Source organism: Bradyrhizobium sp., from assembly GCF_049798375.1.
GTDB lineage: Bacteria > Pseudomonadota > Alphaproteobacteria > Rhizobiales > Xanthobacteraceae > Bradyrhizobium.
Genome location: NZ_JBARGP010000017.1, coordinates 1 through 18388, shown reverse-complemented (window position 1 = coordinate 18388; position 18388 = coordinate 1). Strand labels below are relative to the sequence as shown.

Annotated in this window: 16 protein-coding genes, 1 tRNA gene and 1 pseudogene; 15 read left to right on the top strand and 3 right to left on the bottom strand. The window is 63.3% G+C overall.

The genetic code is table 11. From position 1 onward, the window contains the following. Positions 1 to 397: 397 nt before the first annotated feature. Positions 398 to 487: transfer RNA gene (locus WA702_RS00700), tRNA-Ser, on the bottom strand. Positions 488 to 890: 403 nt separating this feature from the next. Beyond that, positions 891 to 2033 carry an ROK family protein gene (locus WA702_RS00695; RefSeq protein WP_425108603.1) on the bottom strand — a complete coding sequence of 381 codons (1143 nt, stop codon included), beginning with the start codon at positions 2031 to 2033 and terminating at the stop codon, positions 891 to 893. A gap of 410 nt (positions 2034 to 2443) precedes the next feature. Here WA702_RS00695 and rplU point away from each other — a divergent pair, with 410 nt between their 5' ends. From rplU to WA702_RS00680, 3 genes are all read left to right on the top strand, one after another. Beyond that, on the top strand, positions 2444 to 2830 hold the full coding sequence (gene rplU, locus WA702_RS00690; protein ID WP_425108602.1) for a 50S ribosomal protein L21: 387 nt from the start codon (positions 2444 to 2446) through the stop codon (positions 2828 to 2830). Positions 2831 to 2951: 121 nt separating this feature from the next. Then, on the top strand, positions 2952 to 3221 hold the full coding sequence (rpmA, locus tag WA702_RS00685) for a 50S ribosomal protein L27 (RefSeq protein ID WP_425108601.1): 270 nt from the start codon (positions 2952 to 2954) through the stop codon (positions 3219 to 3221). A gap of 143 nt (positions 3222 to 3364) precedes the next feature. Continuing rightward, positions 3365 to 3991: a GNAT family N-acetyltransferase gene (locus WA702_RS00680; RefSeq protein WP_425108600.1), complete on the top strand. Its 627-nt coding sequence runs from the start codon at positions 3365 to 3367 to the stop codon at positions 3989 to 3991. Here WA702_RS00680 and WA702_RS00675 read toward each other — a convergent pair. Continuing rightward, positions 3975 to 4892, bottom strand: a complete 918-nt coding sequence (locus tag WA702_RS00675) for a DMT family transporter (protein WP_425108599.1) — start codon at positions 4890 to 4892, stop codon at positions 3975 to 3977. The two genes, WA702_RS00680 and WA702_RS00675, sit on opposite strands and share 17 nt — an antisense overlap. A 276-nt stretch (positions 4893 to 5168) precedes the next feature. On the opposite strand from WA702_RS00675, the gene WA702_RS00670 reads away from it, so the two are divergent. The 12 genes and pseudogenes from WA702_RS00670 (at position 5169) to rlmH (ending at position 18244) form a co-directional block, all read left to right on the top strand. Next, a complete protein-coding gene (locus WA702_RS00670; protein ID WP_425108598.1) occupies positions 5169 to 5648 on the top strand; it encodes a MaoC family dehydratase in 480 nt (159 codons plus the stop codon). 294 nt (positions 5649 to 5942) lie between these two features. After that, positions 5943 to 7889: an adenylate/guanylate cyclase domain-containing protein gene (locus WA702_RS00665; RefSeq protein ID WP_425108597.1), complete on the top strand. Its 1947-nt coding sequence runs from the start codon at positions 5943 to 5945 to the stop codon at positions 7887 to 7889. Between the two features lie 114 nt (positions 7890 to 8003). Continuing rightward, positions 8004 to 9152 (top strand): phosphatase PAP2 family protein, encoded by a 1149-nt coding sequence (locus WA702_RS00660; protein ID WP_425108596.1) that lies wholly within the window; start codon positions 8004 to 8006, stop codon positions 9150 to 9152. A gap of 15 nt (positions 9153 to 9167) precedes the next feature. After that, the gene (locus WA702_RS00655; protein ID WP_425108595.1) at positions 9168 to 11240 is read left to right on the top strand and encodes a hypothetical protein; all 2073 of its coding nucleotides are present in this window, start codon (positions 9168 to 9170) and stop codon (positions 11238 to 11240) included. A 323-nt stretch (positions 11241 to 11563) separates the two neighbouring features. Further along, positions 11564 to 12190, top strand: coding sequence for a patatin-like phospholipase family protein (locus WA702_RS00650; protein WP_425108594.1), 627 nt, complete (start codon positions 11564 to 11566; stop codon positions 12188 to 12190). Beyond that, positions 12094 to 12558, top strand: a pseudogene (locus WA702_RS00645) (GntP family permease); the annotation flags it as partial. The gene WA702_RS00650 and the pseudogene WA702_RS00645, both read left to right, overlap by 97 nt. Positions 12559 to 12670: 112 nt before the next feature. Further along, on the top strand, positions 12671 to 13744 hold the full coding sequence (gene obgE / locus WA702_RS00640; RefSeq protein ID WP_425108593.1) for a GTPase ObgE: 1074 nt from the start codon (positions 12671 to 12673) through the stop codon (positions 13742 to 13744). An 89-nt stretch (positions 13745 to 13833) separates the two neighbouring features. Continuing rightward, positions 13834 to 14976 carry a glutamate 5-kinase gene (gene proB, locus WA702_RS00635; RefSeq protein WP_425108592.1) on the top strand — a complete coding sequence of 381 codons (1143 nt, stop codon included), beginning with the start codon at positions 13834 to 13836 and terminating at the stop codon, positions 14974 to 14976. A gap of 70 nt (positions 14977 to 15046) precedes the next feature. After that, positions 15047 to 16339, top strand: coding sequence for a glutamate-5-semialdehyde dehydrogenase (locus WA702_RS00630; protein WP_425108591.1), 1293 nt, complete (start codon positions 15047 to 15049; stop codon positions 16337 to 16339). 96 nt (positions 16340 to 16435) lie between these two features. Further along, positions 16436 to 17047, top strand: a complete 612-nt coding sequence (locus tag WA702_RS00625; RefSeq protein ID WP_425108604.1) for a nicotinate-nucleotide adenylyltransferase — start codon at positions 16436 to 16438, stop codon at positions 17045 to 17047. Positions 17048 to 17313: 266 nt separating this feature from the next. Further along, positions 17314 to 17670: a ribosome silencing factor gene (gene rsfS / locus WA702_RS00620; RefSeq protein WP_425108590.1), complete on the top strand. Its 357-nt coding sequence runs from the start codon at positions 17314 to 17316 to the stop codon at positions 17668 to 17670. Between the two features lie 91 nt (positions 17671 to 17761). Next, positions 17762 to 18244 (top strand): 23S rRNA (pseudouridine(1915)-N(3))-methyltransferase RlmH, encoded by a 483-nt coding sequence (gene rlmH, locus WA702_RS00615; protein WP_425108589.1) that lies wholly within the window; start codon positions 17762 to 17764, stop codon positions 18242 to 18244. Positions 18245 to 18388 lie beyond the last annotated feature (144 nt).

The following is an 18388-nucleotide window of genomic DNA, read 5'->3' as shown; positions in this document are numbered from 1 at the left end:
TCGCTCACCTGCTTCATGGCGCTCCGTGCGGCGCCTGCAAAAGCGTTGATTGCGGATGTCTTGCCCTCGGCAGGGTAGAGCCCTTCATAAATAAACGGCGGACGCAGGGGATCGTCATTCATGTTCGTTCCTCTCACTCGCTGGCCCGAGTGTCTAAGCCACCAATGTCGTTTCGTTTGAGAAGGTTCCAGGGGTTCCCCCGCGGGCGCAGCTCCCGTGCCGGTCTGCTCGGTCCGGTCTGCAAGATGACTGTGGGAGACTGGGACGCCCGGTGCGGCGCCGCACGTCGCTAGCAAGCGGCGCGAAAGGCGAGTTAATCAAACGGCCGGTGGTCAATCCGTCTGGCCTCAGCGGACGCGAAACAACTCGATAACGCACGATATGGTGGAGGATCGCGTGGCGGAGAGGGAGGGATTCGAACCCCCGATAGGCTTGCACCTATGCCGCATTTCGAGTGCGGTGCATTCAACCACTCTGCCACCTCTCCGGGCGCAAATCGGGGCTTGGCCCGATGGTCGGGCGGTGTTCTAGGGCACGATGGCGGGAGTGACAAGGCAGCACAGCGGATATTTCGCAAGGAAACAGCGCACGAATCGCGGTTTTTTCCCGGCACCGACCGCCGGACAAAAATCAAGCCGGCAGAAGCACGAGACGCGCGCGAAAAAAGTGGGACCGCCATACGCGAAGACACATTGGCGGTCCCGTGCCGCTGCATCTTGGGGAACCGAACGGAAGAGACGGGGGTCAATCCGGCCGGTCTGAGCGACGGATCGACGGTGGGCCATCGCGGTATGCGGCGCAACGCAAACCCCTTTTTAACCTAACCGATCAAGGTTACCGGGCGCGCTGTTAGCGATCTGGCGCTGCCCCGTCCGGTCCCGCCGCTAGCTTTAAGCCTTCGCCTTCTTCTTGCTGGCCTTCTTGTCGTCGCCCTTCTCGTCGTCCTTGTCGTCTTTGCCGCCCTTCTTGCCGTTGTCCTTGCGGCGGTTGGTAAAGCGCGCGTTGCCAAGGCCAGTGCCGATGGTCAGCACGCCCCAGTGCTCGAACTCTTGCATGAAGGGCACCTCCGACAAGCCCTGCACCACGCCGTCATTGTGCATCAGCACTGCGGTGTCGTGCTCGCCGATCATCGGGATCGCCTCGACCAGGCTCGCCGGCAGGTTGAACTTGCTGCTCTCCCAATTGCCCGGCAGGTTCTGGGCACCCTTCTCGATCGAGCCGTCCTCGTTGATGACGCCCGGACAGGCGATGCCGATGAAGGGCGCGAGCCTCAGCCCCTCGGCGTCGGCTTTCTCGATCAGGCCTTTCAGCATCTTCACGAGCCGCTTCACCGCGCCTTCCCGGGTCGGCTCGTCGTCGGCGTGACGCCACAGATCCGATTTCCAGACCGATGCCTTGGAGAGGTCAGGCGCCTTCTTCCACCCCGTCTCGACCACGCCGCAGCGGATGTTGGTGCCGCCGATGTCGACCGCAAGGATGCTGTCAAAGGCCTCGAAGATCCAGGACGGCGCCAGGTGCAGGGCGCCGATCAGGCCAGCATCGTCCGGATGGTGGCGGATCGGCACCAAATCGACGTCGAACTTCTCGTCCTTCAGGATGATCTCGGTGCGGGCGATGGCGAGCTCGCCGAGCCGGGAGTCGCGAAAGCCGCCGCCGACCACGATGCATTCGGTGTCGGCCCAGGCCTTGGTCTTGAGGAAGCGGCGGGTGACATAAGCGAGCTCCTGGGCGAATTCCTCGATCGCGGTGTGCACCACGGCCGAGGCCTCGGTGTCGTCGCCGACCAGAATTGCATCCAGTGTTTTCTTGGAAATGTTCTCCGACGGCTCGTCGCCGAACGGGTCTTTGCCGGATTTGCGCAGCGGCTTGCGCCAATGGTCGAAAATCTTGCGGAACGCGCCCTTGGAGGCACGGTCGCCAAGGAAGCCTTCGTCGTCCTTCAGCTCGATATTGAAGCTGTCGATCTCAACTGACGGCAGCCGTGCGGCCCCGTGCCGGGCGATCCCGGTCGTGGTATTAACGTCGTCAGCCATATGTCCTGCCCTGTTCGCCTATGCAGGGGGCAACGGCTCGGGAACCCTTTGGTTTCAAAGGGGCGAAGAGGAAGAGGGAGTGGCGAATAGCGAATGGGGTTACCGGCTCGGCCAAGCCGTCGTCCCCCACGCGCTACTCCCTATTCGCCGTGCGCTTTTCCGGCTCGTTTACCTTGACTCCCTACCGCCTGCCGCTATAAGTCCGCCTTCGACCGGCGCCGGGGTTTCTCGCGCCGATTGTCGTTTGCGTGGATTTGGCAGGCGTTTCCTGCGTTTGCGCAAGATGGATCGGGCGACAAGCCCGGCCTCAAGACACTAAACCAAAAGATACTGAACCATAACGACTGAACAAGAAGCCGACCCGGGGTGTCAAACCTCGAGGCCGGGATCGAACACGAAGGAAAACAACGATGTTCGCAGTCATCAAGACCGGCGGCCGGCAATACCGCGTCGCACCGGATGATGTGCTCGAGATTGGCAAGATTGAAGGCGAGGTCGGCACCATCGTGCAGCTCGCCGAAGTGCTCGTGGTTGGCGGTGATCAGCCGATTCTGGGCCTGCCCACGGTGGCCGGCGCCACCGTCGCGGCCGAGGTGCTGGACCACAAGCGCGGCCCCAAGGTGATCGCGTTCAAGAAGCGCCGCCGCAAGAATTCGCGCCGCAAGCGCGGTTACCGCGACGAGCTGACCTTGCTGCGTATCACCGAGATCCTGACCGATGGTGCCAAGCCGAGCGTCGGTCCGCGGCCGAAGCGGGTCAAGGCTGAGCCGAAGGCCGAAGCGGCGTCCGCCGAATAAGGTTTTTCCGGTCGCGCAAGCGCCGGTTCGACAGAATTTGCGCGCGAGGGTCGCGCGCTACAAATCGTGAATGATTCCTTCAAGGAATTGATCTAGAGATCATCCAGATCGGAGACGGGCCATGGCTCACAAAAAAGCAGGCGGATCCTCGCGCAACGGGCGCGATTCGAAGGGCAAACGCCTTGGCGTCAAGGCGTTTGGCGGCGAACTCGTGATTCCCGGCAACATCATTGCGCGTCAGCGCGGCACGACGTGGCACCCCGGTCATAATGTCGGCATGGGTACCGATCATACTCTGTTCGCCAAGATCGAAGGTGTCGTGGAATTCCATGCCCGCGCGAACCGCACGTTCATTTCCGTGCGTCCGGTAACCGCCGAGGCTGCCGAATAGCGGTGGATGTCAATACGTCCGCCGGGTCCTGATGAACCGGCGGAGCATCAAGCGGCTCTAAAGGGGAGGCGGGATGACCGGCCTCCCCTTTTGTTTTCGATGCATGTGCTTTGGTTGCATGTGTTGCGTTGATGGAGCCCGACATGCTGCAGGATCTTCCAACATCGACGTTGCGTGAGCAGAGACCGTGCGTGCTCGAGACCGAGCGGCTGACCCTGCGCCCGCCGACCCTGGCCGACGCAAGGGCGATCGCCCGCCTCGCCGATGATCGCCGCATCGCGGTCAACACCCGTCGTCTGCCCCATCCCTATGTCACCGATGACGCCGTCGATTTCGTGCGGCAGCTGGCCGATTGCGGCCGCGAGACCGCATTCCTGATCGAGCACCAGCACGAGCCGATCGGCATGACCGGAATCGTCTGGCGCAAGCCCGATATGCCCGAACTCGGCTACTGGCTGGGCGTCGCGCATTGGGGCCGGGGTTTTGGCACCGAGGCCGCGCGGGCGGCGGTCGACTTCTTTTTCGAGACGTTCGATGCGAAACTGCTGCTCGCCTACGCGCGCGTCTCCAATCCGGCCTCACGCAACGTGCTGGAGAAGTGTGGCTTCCAATGGGCCGGCGTCGAGCTGCATCGTTTCGAGGTGCTGGGATCGTCCGCGCCGGTCGATTCGTTCCGTCTGTCGCGCAACGTCTGGACATCGCTGAAAAGCTGGGCCGGCGCGGTGCGATCGCCGGGCGACGGCGACCACGGCTTCACGCCGGCGGATTGACCGCACTCCCCTCGCGCCCGAGCTTGCGCTCGCGCAGAAAAATGTAGAGTCCGGCGCCGATGATGATGACGGCGCCGGCGATCGTTGCCGGCTGCGGCACGTCGCCGAACACGATGAAGCCGAACATCACCGCCCAGACGATCATCGTGTACTGAGACGGCACCACCACCGAAGCCGGCGCCAGCTTCAGCGAACGGTTGACGCAGAACAGCGCGGTCACCGAGATCAGTCCGGCGGTCGCGAACAGCACCAGGCTTCCATACGTCGGCGTCACCCAGCCGAACGGAGCCATCACGGCGCCGAGCAGGAAGGTGCCGACGAATTGCGACGACGCCATCACGACATCAGGCGTCGCGCGTAAGCTACGCGTGATCAGCATCAAGACCGAGAACGAGAAGCTGCCGCCAAGCGCGATCAGCGCCGGCAGGCTGAAGGTCTGCGCCGATGGTCGTAGCGCGATGACGACGCCGCAGAAGCCGACCAGCACCGCACACCAGCGCCGGCAGCCGACATGCTCGCGCAGCACCAGCGCCGACAACGCGGTGACGAAGACCGGACCGGCGAGGTAATAGGTCACGACATCGGCAAGCGGAAGATAGACGGTGGCGAGGAAGAACGCGGCGACCTCCAAGGTCGACAGCACGACGCGGAACAGCTGCAGCCACGGCCGCTCCAGGTGGCGAAATTGCGCGCGGTTTCGCCAGATCACCGGTGACAGCACCAGCAGTGCGGCACAGGCGCGCAGCCACAGCAGCTGTCCGACCGCATAGGTGCCGACTAGGAACTTGCCGAGCGCGTCGCCGAACGAGAACATCGAGATCGACAGCAGCATCAAGCCGATGCCGGCCAGCCGCGCAGCGCGCTCGTCATTGTCAACGGAGATGCGGGACAGGAAGGTCATGGTGGCAGACTGCGAAAAGGGACCGTGCTTTATCAGGCTAGCGCTTCGCTCTCCAGCGTCATTCCTGGCTCAGTTCTCTCCAATGTCGTTCCGGGCGCGCGTAGCGAGCCGGAATCCATCTGACCGCCCGACGTGAAGCTAAATGGATTCCGGGCTCGTGCCTTTCAGGCGCGCCCCCGGATTGACGGAGAGAGTGGGACGAACGGAGAGAATTGAAGCGCTCGTCGCGAAGCGCTAGCGATCTTGCGACAACAACATCATGCCCGAGGAGCCGCCATGCCAGAGTTCGATCCCGCAGAGCACCGCATGGTGAGCGAGCAGCGCTGGTTCGAGGATTTCATTGTCGGCGAGCGCCTCGTGCTGCCGAGCCGCACCATGACATCGGCGGTGTTCGCCGCGTTCCAGACCGCGAGCGGCGACACCCATCCCGTGCATTACGACGTGGAATATTGTCGCGCCCGCGGCATGCCGGACCTGCTCGCCCACGGCTTCCAGACCTTGATCCACACCGCACCCGGCGCCGGCCTGTTTCCGTTCCTGGTCGAGGAGTCGCTGGTCGGCTTCCTCGAGCAGTCGAGCAAGTTCCTCAAACCGGTCTATGCCGGCGATACCATCTACCCCGCACTTGAGGTCGCCGAGCTGCGGGGCGGCCGCACCACCGGCGTCGTCAACCTGCGCAGCACGATCTTCAACCAGCGACGCGAGCTGGTACTGGAGGGCCTACAGAAATTCCTGATCCGGCGGCGCCCAAGTTGATGCTCGCTGTCAGCAAACCCTGACACGACAACCTCTCCGGCATGAACCATTCGACCGTCGCGCATACAAACAAAAAGCGATTGCTTGGGCGATGCAGACCGCTTCGAGCAGGTGGTGACGGCAGCTCGAAACTTGTGAGGACAACCTCATGATGACGCGACATACCCTTATACCCCTCCCTCGCATCAGCGACATCGTCACGAGACAAAGCATTTCGCCTTGCGGTGCCGGCATCTGCCATCGGGTCAGGCCCCTTGGCCGGCCGGCTTATAAAACCTAAGATGCCTGCTTCTCGTGATCGCGTACCGGATCAGCATGAACGGTGATGCGGAGGATAGAGACGAAAAGCTAGTCGTCCGAACCGAGCGGTCCGGCACGGCTGACGCTGGCGCGTGTCTCGTACTTCAGCCGACCGTTGTACTGTTGATCGATGTGGTAGAGTCGGTGCGGCTGATGAGCGAGAACGAGGCCGCGACCGTTCATCGGTGGACAGAGTTTGTTCGCTTCGCGTCATCCGAGATATTGCCACGCCATCAAGGCAGCCTGGTCAAAAGCCTCGGCGACGGCTTATTGGCGCGCTTCGACACCGTCCGCAATGCCGTCAATGCCGCCGGCGAAATGCACCGGACACTCGCCGCACGCAATGCCGGATTCCCGGAGGACGAACATTTCCGTCTTCGTGCCGGCGTCAACGCTGCGATGACATGGAGCGACGGCGTCGACATTTACGGGACCGGGGTGAACCTTGCGGCGCGGCTGGCAACCCTGGCCGGGCCGGGTGAGACCATCGCGAGTGCCTCGGCGCATGAGCAATTGGCAGCCGGCCTAGCCGGCCTGGCCAATCCCGGCGAGACGATCGGTAGCGCCGCCGCATGCGACGAACTGACGCACGGAGTGGATGCGGTCTGCGAAGATCTTGGCAACTGCATCCTCAAACATTTCGACAAGCCTATTCGGGCATACCGCGTCGGTCCGGCAAGCCCGCATCCGACCATCGTCGCGCGGCGCGATTATATGGCATCGATGCAGCCCAGCATTGCCGTGATTCCGTTATCGGCAAGAGCTGATGCTTCGGGGCTGTTCGACATCGGTAACCTGATCGCCGACAGCGTGATATGGCGCCTGTCGAAGTCCGCCAACCTCAAGGTGATTTCCCGCCTGTCGACGGCAGCGTTCCGCGGACGGACGAGTGACGTGGATGAAGTGTCGGCTCATCTCGGGGCGGCCTACGTGCTTAGCGGAGCCTATGTCGTCAGCGGCAGCGAGATCATGGTGACCGTGGAGCTCTCTGCCGCTCACAATAATCAAGTGGTTTGGACCGATAGGCTCAGCGGGCCAATCCAGGATCTGCTGAGGTCCGAAAGCGAACTGGCCGACCGCATCGCGCGGGCCGTTCACATCGCAGTATTCGATGCAGAGGTCGAACATATCCTGACGCAACCGCTGCCGACTCTCGAAAGCTATTCGCTACTACTCGGCGCGATTAAGCTGATGCATCGCTCCAGCAAGGAGGAGTTTCTCCAGACTCGCAAAATCCTCGATGAACTAATCAGTCGGCATGGCCGGATCGCGGCACCGCGGGCCTGGCTTGGACACTGGTACATCCTGCGGGTTACGCGGGGCTGGTCAGATGACCGCTCGCGCGACGCCGCGGAGGCCCTGAGCACCACGCACGCCGCGCTCGACCGTGATCCGTCCGACGCGCTCGCATTGGCGACAGAAGGCTTTGTCTACTGCCACCTCTTCAAGGATCTGGAGATGGCGCACAAGCGCTGTGATGAAGCCGTGCTCGCAAACCCGAGCCATGCGCATGGCTGGCTCTTCCTCGGAACTGTCGAGGCGTTCAAGGGTCAAGGACCAGCGGCCGTCGAGGCAACGCGACGAGCGATGGAACTTTCCCCGCTCGATCCAATGCGCTACTACTTTGAATCCCTTAGCGCTACGGCTAAACTATCCGCCCATCAATATGCCGACGCTGAAAAACTTGCGCGCTCGTCGCTGGCGCTCAATCGCATGCATCCCTCCACATGGCGGGCGTTGACCATCGCGCTCGTGTCGCAGGGGCGGATGGATGAGGCACAGGCGGCACTGATCAATGTGCTGAAGGTGGATCCGACGTTGACCGTCGAGACATATCTTGCACGCATGCCGAACGCGCAACTCGACACTGGCCGGCACTGGGCACGATGCTTGGCGATGGCAGGTTTGCCGTCGGGAAACGGCAACTCCCACCGGCATTGATGGAAAAAATAATGCTCGTGTGAAGCAAACCACCTTTGGGATGTCGACGACCGGACAAGGTTCCTAAGCAACGGCAAGTTTACCATCGAAAAGCTGACTCACAGGGAGGCCGAAATGAGCCAACTGGGCGGAGCGGGCGGTGCAGGTGGAGCGGGCGGAGCCGGAGGTGCGGGTGGCGCCGGCGGAGCGGGCGGTGCCGGTGGTGCGGGCGGCGTAGGCGGGGCAGGCGGCGGAGTCGTCGGCACGCTCGGCGATGCCTATGTCAATCCGGTGATGGTGGATGCGCTGATCCACTCGCGAGAAGGAATCATCGTCCCCACAGACACGAGTCATTACGAACCACCCTTCCCGGGCATCGACGACCCGGATCAAATGGAGCGCTGGGAGCCATGGGTTCGCGCTTATGTTGCGATCGGCGAGATGCTGCAGGGCATCACGTTTCAGACCTCGAGTGCGAATGGATTTCAGGTCCTGTCGTCAGGCAACCTGATTGCGGAGGTTCAACGACCGGCACCGGCGACCTTCGAGAGCCAGATTCCATCGGTTTTAAGCTGGGCGCGGCTACGCACCGAGCGGGCTACGGAAATCATGGCGCAGATCGATCCGCAATACGCGTTCTGGTCGTCGATCCTCTACCTGCATCCCGATCGCACCAGGCGTACCTTCGAGCTCATCAACATGGTGCTGCAGTTCTGCATCTATGTGGAGATGCGGTTCAAACATGCGTTGGCATGCTATCGCCCGGTCGAATACAACGCCGAGGTGCAGCCGATGATCACGACCCCGGGTCACAACACCTTCCCGATGGGACATGCGACACAGGCCTACGCAGTGGCCTGCGTGCTCAAGAAGCTAGTCAGCCTTGATCCAGCCGTACACCCGGCACACCAATGGGCGATCGACCAGTTGGACCGTCTGACGGCGCGCATCGCTACTAATCGCGTCGTCGCGGGCGTTCATTTCCCGGTCGACAGCATGGCGGGACGCATGTTGGGCGTGGCACTTGGCGAGTACTTCTACGGCCGCTGCACCGGTGACCAGACATTCATGAACCGGAAGTTCCTGGCCGCCGGGATCGATGGCGCCAATGCCACCACGGACTTCAATCCGTTCAACACGACAATCGCCCCGATTCAGGACCTTGGCCAAGGGCCGTTCTATTCTGCAACTGGAGGCGCCGGCGTCGTGCGATCCGATGTGATGAAGCACGTGTGGCACAAAGCTCGCAAGGAGTGGGCTGGCAGATTTGGCGTGCCATACTGACGGGGAGAGTAATCCATGCCCGATCGTGACAGCTACCCGAATTGCTTTGGCCCATACCTCCGGTACGCAATTTCCACGCGCTTTGAATATTTCGAATTTTTCGACGAGAAGGAGAATTTCAAGCTGTTCCTTCTCGTCGAGTTCAAACAACCGGGACGGCAGAAACAGGAAGCGTTTGTGGACCTTCTGAATAACGCCTTGCGCGGGCCTCATTCAGACACATCCAGCCGATCCGTCGAACTCGGCCCGGCCGACGACGACATTTCGTTTGGTACCTTGCGTGCCCCGACGGCCGCGGTGACACCCTTGGAACCGGGTGGCCCCATATTCTCGCTGTGGGAACAGTACGTCTCCAAAGTCGAGCTATCGCTTCCCCTGAAACTGTCGGTGGCACCGCCAGTCGACAACAAGCGGACGGTCAACCAACGCTGGAGAGACGGAGGTTCGAAGCCGCTGCTGATCGGCACGATGGACGATGGCTGCCCCTTTGCCGCCGCGCAGTTTCTCAGGATCGCGGCGAACAGCCAGGTCAGCACCCGGGTGCGGGGAATCTGGGACCAGAACCGTCACAGGAAACGGGTCGATGTCAACACGCGCTCGTTCGGAGAAAAATTGACGGATTTCGCGTTTGGATTGGAATACCTCCGCAATCCGCTTTCGGCCAACCAGATCGGGCTGGACGAGTGGCTTTCAATGCATGCGACGCCAGCCGGCAGCATCGACGAGGACGGTTGCTACGCTGATGCAAAATTCACTCGGCTCGCCAGCCAGCAATCGCACGGCGCGCATGTCATGGACTTGCTTGCAGGAAGCACGCCGCTCTCGTCCCGGATCAGTCCCGGCGGGGACCGGCGCTATCCGCCGAGTTGGGCGCCCGGAAATCCAACGACAGACCCGGCTTGTGATGCCGACGTGGTGTTCGTGCAGTTTTCCAATGACTGCATCCGTGATGCGACCGGCGTATGGCTCAAGGCCTATGTGCTGGAAGGCATCCGCTACATCATGTCATTCGCCGAGCCTAACGTGACCGAGAACGTGATCATCAATCTCAGCTATGGTCCGACGACGGGACCACATGATGGCACGGCCGAACTCGAGACCGCCCTGACCCAACTCGTCACCTATTACAATGGCAGTCCGGGAAGGCCGAAACTCGACATCTTTCTCGCGGCGGGCAACTCATATCTCACGGAGGAACACGTCGTCTTCACGGCGGATAATCAGCCCGCCGAAGTCGAATGGACCTGGTGCCTTCCTCCCGACAATACCGCGCTGTGCTTCGCCGAGATCTGGACGGACAACAACAACGCTGACGACATCTTCGTTACGCTGACGCCACCCAGCGGCCATGTGAATCTGACATCCGCGCCCGGCGTTGTCGGCACCACGCTGCCGACACCAGGTGGTACAGCTCCTCGGCTAATCGGCCCGATCGTATGGGGCAACGACAGAATGTGGTTGCTCGAAGTCGGGCCCACCATCGCCGCGCCCGGAGTCGCAGCCAATGAGCACGGCGATTGGACCATCAGGGTCACCGGCATTGGCGCAGGAAAGCAGATCGACGGGTATGTCGCACGAACGGATCCCAATATGGGCGTGACGACCGGCTCCAAGCGTTCGCTTTTTATCGACCCCGTCTGGGAACGAGACCGGTCGGCGGCGGCGAATTGCACTTTCGTCAGCGGCGAATTCGACAAGACCGGATCCCTCGTCTCTCGCTTCGGTACCCTCAACGGGATCGCCACGGCTGACCAGTCCGCTGTGCATGTGGCCGGTGGTTACGTTCTTCTGGACGAGTGCAAGTCCCCCTATTCGTCGGCCGGTCCCACACGCGACTATCCGGTTACGCCTCGTGCTGGTCCCGACTATGTGCTGCCTTGCGACGAATCCTATGCTCTCGAGGGCATACTTGCCGGAGGCACCAGGAGCGGCAGCGTTTTTCGTATGATCGGCACCAGCAACGCGGCACCAGAGCTGGCCCGGCTGTTTACCAAGTACATCGGTGCTACGTACCCGCCGCCGAGCAACGTGCCGACAACTCTGCCGGATACGGAAAAGCGAGGCTCCGGCGATCTTGGAGCGCCATGACCTTGAGAGCCACCGTTTTTTCATACCGCTAGTCAGGACGGTGGCCGGCCAACACCTCTCCGGATAGCTCCGGAATAACCTCGAGCGTATGCGGGGCATTGCGCGATCGGCCGTGATCGGCGCCGGTTTGGATTGCCGCAGCGCGCCGTCTCGTCCGCGCAAGGCGCACGATGAAGTGGCTCGATAGGGCCGGGTCTGTATCCCGCTCCGGCATCACAGGCGCATGAGAATACGAACTTTACCTCGCAAATTCGCCCCGGCTGCGACATAATTCAACCTGCGGCTGCTCAGGCAAGGCGGACACCCCGACGGACCGAAGCCCCGTGCTGATCGATCTGGCGCTCCAGGGCGGAGGCTCGCACGGCGCGTTCACGTGGGGCGTTCTCGACCGGCTGCTTGAAGAGCCATGGCTTGAGATTGCCGGCATTTCCGGAACCTCGGCCGGCGCGATGAACGCGGCCGTGCTGGCGAATGGCTGGGCCGCTGGTGCCCGCGAAGCGCTCCACAAATACTGGCGCGCGGTCTCGCGCGCCCATCCTCAACCGCCTCAACGAGATCTCGTTCAACTCGCCGCTTGCCAAGGAGCTGCGGATGATCGCGCTGCTGCGTCAGGTCGCCGATCCCGGCACCGGCGAGGGCGCACGCTGGGCGCACATGAAGACCCACCGGATCAAGAGCGACATGCTGGCGACCTTCGGTGCCTCGTCCAAGCTCAACGCCGAATGGGCGTTCGTCACCAAGCTGCGCGACGAGGGGCGGCCCGCGGCGCGCGAACTCCTCGAAATGCACGCGACCGATCTCGGCGAGCGTTCGACGGCCGATCTCGACATCCTGCTGGCGGAGTGCTGAGGCGATGGGGCTCCTTGGCGTTCCGGCCGGGCTGGGCGTGCTGGTCTGGCTCGCGTTTCGCGGCTGGAGCGTGCTGCTGCTCGCGCCGCTTTGCGCGCTGATCGCCGCGGCCTTCGGCGGGCAGCCGCTGCTCGCGAACTGGACCCAGACCTTCATGCGAAGCGCGGCAGATTTTCTCGCCCAGTTCTTTCCGATCTTTCTGCTTGGCGCTGTATTCGGAAAGCTGATGGACGACAGCGGCGCGGTCACCGCGGTCGCGAACGTCATCACGCACCGGTTGGGCGAACGCCGGACCATTCTTGGCGTGGTGCTGGCGGGCGCGCTGGTCACCTATGGCGGCGTCAGCCTGTTCGTCGCGTTCTTCGTGATCGTGCCGATGGCGCAATCGTTGTTTCGCACGGCCGGCATTCCGCGGCGCCTGATTCCGGCGGCCGTCATTCTGGGCACCTCGACCTTCACGATGTCGGCGGGGGGCCTGAAACAGAGGCGCATTTCGCGAGCGCCCCGGATTAAGCTTTCGGCCGAAATAACGGGATTCGGCGGTTGCCGCAGCCCTCCGCCTCGCCTACGTAAGGCGCATCATGAAATTTCTTGATGAAGCCAAGGTCTATATCCGCTCCGGCGACGGCGGCAACGGTTGCGTTGCGTTCCGGCGGGAGAAGTACATCGAGTTCGGCGGCCCGTCGGGCGGCAATGGCGGCCGCGGTGGCGACGTCATCATCGAGGTCGTCGACGGCCTCAACACCCTGATCGACTACCGTTATCAGCAGCATTTCAAGGCCCAGAAGGGCGGCAACGGCTCGGGCAAGGACTGCCATGGCGCCGGCGGTAAATCCATCACGCTCAAGGTCCCTGTCGGAACCCAGATTTTCGACGAGGACAGGGAAACGCTGATCCATGATTTTACCGCTTTGGGCGAGAAGTTCGTTCTCGCCGAAGGCGGCAATGGCGGCTTCGGCAACGCGCATTTCAAATCGCCGACCAATCGCACGCCGCGTAACGCCAATCCCGGCCAGACCGGCGAGGAGCGCTGGATCTGGCTGCGGCTGAAGCTGATTGCGGACGCCGGCCTGGTCGGCCTGCCGAACGCCGGCAAGACGACCTTCCTCTCCAAGGTCAGCGCCGCCAAGCCGAAGATCGCCGACTATCCCTTCACCACCCTGCATCCGCAGCTCGGCGTCGTGAACGCCGACGGCCGCGAATTCGTGCTCGCCGACATTCCCGGACTGATCGAAGGCGCGCATGAAGGCGCCGGCCTCGGCGACCGATTCTTGGGCCATGTGGAGCGCTGCCGCGTGCTGCTGCATCTGGTGGACGCCACCTGCGAGCACGCCGGCAAGGCCTACAAGACCGTGCGCAACGAGCTCGACGCCTATGGCGGTGAGCTCACCGACAAGATCGAAATCGTCGCCCTGAACAAGATCGATGCCGTCGAACCGGACGAATTGAAGAAGCAGAAGGACCGGCTGAAGCGCGCCGCCAAGCAGACGCCGTTGTTGCTGTCGGGCGCGACCGGCGACGGCGTCAAGGACGCCCTGCGCAAGCTTGCCGATGTGGTCGCCGAGCAGCCTGTGTCCACCAAGGCCAAGAGCGCGATCGAGAGTGCTGCGACCGACGAGCCGTGGGCCGTGCCGCCGCCGCCGCCGCAAGGCTGAGCTACGCCTCACGCTTGCCTCCCCAGCCGCGACCGCGCAAAACTCGGAAAGCCTGCCCGGCTACCGCACCTTCGAGCCCGACCTCCGTCATGGCCCATCCCAAACTCGAGAATTTCCGCCGCATCGTCGTCAAGGTCGGCTCCTCGCTGCTGGTCGATTCCGACGCCGGCGAGGTCCGCGCCTCCTGGCTCGCCGCGCTGGCCGCCGATATCGCCGAACTCCACAATCGGGGCGGCGAGTTGCTGGTCGTTTCCTCCGGCTCGATCGCGCTCGGCCGCAGTCGGCTCAGGCTACCGCGCGGTCCGCTGAAGCTGGAGGAGAGCCAGGCGGCTGCCGCCGTCGGCCAGATCGCGCTGGCGCGGATATGGTCGGAGGTGCTGGGCGCGCATGGTATCGGTGCCGGGCAGATCCTGGTGACCTTGCAGGACACCGAAGAACGCCGTCGCTATCTCAACGCACGCTCGACCATCGGCAAGCTGCTGGAATGGCGCGCGGTGCCCATCATCAACGAGAACGATACGGTCGCCACTGCCGAGATCCGCTATGGCGACAATGATCGCCTTGCCGCCCGCGTCGCTACCATGGCCAGCGCCGATCTTCTCATCCTGCTCTCCGACATCGACGGGCTCTACACCGCGCCGCCGGCGCAGGATCCCAATGCGCGGCTCATCCCCATGGTTGAAAGCATCACCGCCGAGATCGAGGCGATCGCGGGAGCCGCGGCGTCCGAGTATTCGCGCGGCGGCATGCGCACCAAGATCGAGGCCGCCAAGATCGCGACCACCGGCGGCACCCACATGCTGATCGCCTCGGGCAAGATCGAGCATCCGCTGCAGGCGATCGCCGATGGCGGCCGCTGCACCTGGTTCCTGACGCCGGCCAATCCCGTCACCGCGCGCAAGCGCTGGATCGCGGGCTCGCTGGAGCCGAAGGGCACACTCACGATCGATGCCGGTGCGGTCGCCGCATTGCGCGCCGGCAAGAGCCTGCTGCCGGCCGGCGTGATCCGGGTCGATGGCCAATTCGCGCGCGGCGATGCCGTCGTGGTACGCGGGCCGGATCTGCATGAGATCGGCCGCGGCCTCATCGCCTATGACACCGATGACGCCGACCGCATCAAGGGCCGCTCCTCGCCCGACGCCGCTGCAATCCTGGGCGTCACCGGCCGTGCCGAGATGATCCATCGCGACGACCTCGTGATCGGCCCGGCGGGAGTGTCGCCAGCCCTTTAGGGTTCCTTCGGCTTCGCAAGAAGCTGATTTCCGTGCTAGACCATCGCCTTAATTCATGTCTGGAACGCCCATGACCGCCTCCCTCAAGGCCATCGACGGCAGCACCGATCTGCCCGCGCTGATGAACGACCTCGCGATGCGCGCCCGCGCCGCTGCGCGGGTGCTGTCATTGGCGCCGACCGAGCAGAAGAACCGGGCGCTGGACTTGATGGCGCAGGCAATCCGCGCCAATGCCGCAACCATCCTTGCCGCTAATACCGAAGATGTCGCCGAGGCCAAGGCTGCCGGCACCACCACGGCGTTTCTTGATCGCCTTACCCTGACGCCGGCGCGCGTCGAGGGGATGGCCGAGGGTATCGAGGCCGTGGGCGCGATCGCCGATCCGGTCGGGATCGTCACTGAGAGCTGGCAGCGTCCGAACGGCATGACCATCGAGCGCGTGCGCGTGCCGCTCGGCGTCATCGCGGTGATCTTCGAGAGCCGGCCGAATGTCGCGGCCGATGCCGGCGTGCTGTGCCTGAAATCCGGCAACGCCGTCATCCTCCGCGGCGGCTCTGACTCGTTCCGCTCCTGCCGCGCCATCCATGATTGCCTGACGCAGGGCCTGCGCGAGGCCGGCCTGCCGGAGGCTGCGATCACGCTGGTGCCGACGCGCGACCGTGCCGCCGTCGGCCTCTTGCTCAGCGGCCTCAATGGCGGCGTCGACGTGATCGTGCCGCGCGGCGGCAAGAGCCTGGTCGCCCGCGTCGAGGCCGAGGCGCGCGTGCCGGTGTTCGCGCATCTCGAAGGCGTCAACCACGTCTATATCGATGCTGCTGCGAAGCTCGACATGGCGAAGTCGATCGTGCTGAACGCCAAGATGCGCCGCACCGGCGTCTGCGGCGCCGCCGAGACCCTGCTGGTGGATCGCGCAGCCGCGCCCTCCACGCTGAAGCCACTGGTCGAGATGCTGCTCGATGCCGGCTGCGAGGTGCGCGGCGATGCCGATGTCCAGCAGACCGATGCGCGCGTGAAGCCCGCGAATGACGACGATTGGGATGCCGAATATCTCGACGCCATCATCGCGGCCAAGGTGGTCGACGGCGTCGATCAAGCGATCGCGCATATCCACGACCACGGCTCGCACCACACCGACGCGATCGTGACCGAGAACACAGCGGCCGCCGAGAAATTCCTCAACGAAGTGGATTCCGCGATCGTGCTGCACAATGCCTCGACGCAGTTCGCCGACGGCGGCGAGTTCGGCTTCGGCGCCGAGATCGGCATCGCCACGGGCAAGTTTCACGCGCGCGGACCGGTCGGCGTCGATCAGCTCACGAGCTTCAAATACCGCATCCATGGCAGCGGACAGACCCGGCCGTGACCAGGCAGTGGATGGCTCGCGCGTGAGTATCGAGCGCAGACTTCTGGTCGAGCAGCGGAGACGTCGTTGAACGATCTCACGGCCGCGCCGCACGGGATCTCGCAAGCCCTGCCGCCGCACAGCGACGGCCTGCGCGTCGGCCTGCTCGGCGGCTCTTTCAATCCGCCGCACCAGGCGCATCGTGCGATCAGCCTGTTTGCGCTGAAGCGCCTCAAACTTGACCGGGTCTGGTGGCTGGTGACGCCGGGCAACCCGCTCAAGGACAATGGTGGCCTGCACACGCTGGCCGAACGGGCGGAGGCTGCCCGCAAGATGGCGGCAGATCCGCGCATCGACATCTCCTGTCTCGAATCCGTCATCGGCACCCGCTACACTGCCGATACCATCAACTATTTGCGCATGCGCGCCTCGCGCCTGCGCTTTGTCTGGATCATGGGCGCCGACAACCTCGCGCAGTTCCATCGCTGGCAAAACTGGCAGCGCATTGCCCGCCAGGTGCCAATCGCGGTCATCGACCGACCGCCGCAGAGCTTCCGTGCCCTGTCTGCTCCTGCCGCACAGGCGCTGGCCAACTACCGGATTCCCGAAACAGAAGCCGGCCGACTGGCCGACCGGCGCGCGCCGGCCTGGGTATTTCTGACCGGCATGAAAATGAACCTGTCCTCGACGGGACTACGGAACCCAGATGGAAGCTGGAAGTCGCGCTAGGCCGCCTTGCACACAGATCGTCCTCATCCTCCCCGGGAGCCGGTCGATGGAACGGACAGGGTTACGAAGCTGGAAATGAGGCGGGAAAGAAACGACGGACTGGAATATTGAAACGCTTAACACCACATGCGTAGAATGCTTCGCGGGCGGATTCGTCGCCTGCGATACAGTGAAAGGAATGGTCCCTGACCACATCTGTATTGTCTCAGTCGGTTTTACCGAAGACTGGCAAGTCGGCGCGTAAAACATCGACCCAAGCTGCGGCCTTGAAGGCGCAACCTGACGCCGACAAGACGCTGAGCACGATCCTCGCCCGCCTCGACGACATGAAGGCGGAAGAGACGGTCACCATCGACCTTCGCGGCAAATCCGCTTACTCCGACTACATGGTCGTCTCGACCGGCCGCTCGAACCGGCATGTCGGCTCGATCGCGGAAAACGTCGCCAAGGGCCTGAAAGAAGCCGGCCTCAAGGCCCCTCACATCGAGGGGCTGCCCAATTGCGATTGGGTGCTGATCGATTCCGGCGACGTGATTGTTCACGTATTCAGGCCGGAGGTCCGCGAGTTCTACAACCTCGAGCGGATGTGGACCGAGGGGCCGAAGCCCGCCAAGACTGTCTGAAGACGACCGTCTGAAGAGGACTGTCTGAAATGGCACGGTCTGAAGCAGCGGTCGATGTCATTTCACTGCGGCGCATGCTACCGGCATGCGCATGCGTGTCATCGTCATTGCCGTCGGCCGCCTGAAGCAGGGACCCGAGCGTGAGCTCGCCGAGCGCTACCGCGAGCGATTCGATGATATCGGCCGCAAGCTCGGCTTTCGCGGCCTCGACATCCAGGAATTGCCGGAAAGCCGGGCGCGCGACACCGCGACCCGAATTGCCGAAGAGGCCACTGCCATCGCCGGCGCAATCCCGGAAAAATCCGTGCTTGTCGCGCTTGACGAACGTGGCCTGAACGTTGACAGCACAGCCTTTGCCGGGCATCTCGGCCGCTGGCGCGACGAATCCGTAGCCACAACAGTTTTCGCAATCGGCGGCGCTGACGGACTTTCGCCCGAATTGCAGCGCAAGGCGAAGCTCAAGGTTGCCTTTGGGGCTGCAACCTGGCCGCATCAGATCGTACGCGTCCTGCTTCTGGAACAGCTTTACCGGGCCGCCACGATTCTGGCAGGTCACCCCTATCACCGCGCCTGATGAGGCGCGCGAGACGAGCACATTTAAGGAACTGATGTCCGCTGCGCGGCCTTTCCGATTTTCCCGTTCCCATGCCGGGCGTTACGCGCGGCGGCGGATTGGCATGCTGCCGTTGCTCGGTTTGCCAGCGGCCGTCTCGGCCGC

Coding starts and splice junctions, on each gene's coding strand:
- WA702_RS00670 (WP_425108598.1), top strand. CDS start 5,169: ATGCCAGAGTTCGATCCCGCAGAGCACCGCATGGTGAGCGAGCAGCGC.
- WA702_RS00630 (WP_425108591.1), top strand. CDS start 15,047: ATGACCGCCTCCCTCAAGGCCATCGACGGCAGCACCGATCTGCCCGCG.
- WA702_RS00660 (WP_425108596.1), top strand. CDS start 8,004: ATGAGCCAACTGGGCGGAGCGGGCGGTGCAGGTGGAGCGGGCGGAGCC.
- WA702_RS00655 (WP_425108595.1), top strand. CDS start 9,168: ATGCCCGATCGTGACAGCTACCCGAATTGCTTTGGCCCATACCTCCGG.
- proB (WP_425108592.1), top strand. CDS start 13,834: ATGGCCCATCCCAAACTCGAGAATTTCCGCCGCATCGTCGTCAAGGTC.
- WA702_RS00680 (WP_425108600.1), top strand. CDS start 3,365: ATGCTGCAGGATCTTCCAACATCGACGTTGCGTGAGCAGAGACCGTGC.
- WA702_RS00675 (WP_425108599.1), bottom strand. CDS start 4,892: ATGACCTTCCTGTCCCGCATCTCCGTTGACAATGACGAGCGCGCTGCG.
- WA702_RS00695 (WP_425108603.1), bottom strand. CDS start 2,033: ATGGCTGACGACGTTAATACCACGACCGGGATCGCCCGGCACGGGGCC.
- obgE (WP_425108593.1), top strand. CDS start 12,671: ATGAAATTTCTTGATGAAGCCAAGGTCTATATCCGCTCCGGCGACGGC.
- rpmA (WP_425108601.1), top strand. CDS start 2,952: ATGGCTCACAAAAAAGCAGGCGGATCCTCGCGCAACGGGCGCGATTCG.
- rplU (WP_425108602.1), top strand. CDS start 2,444: ATGTTCGCAGTCATCAAGACCGGCGGCCGGCAATACCGCGTCGCACCG.
- rlmH (WP_425108589.1), top strand. CDS start 17,762: ATGCGTGTCATCGTCATTGCCGTCGGCCGCCTGAAGCAGGGACCCGAG.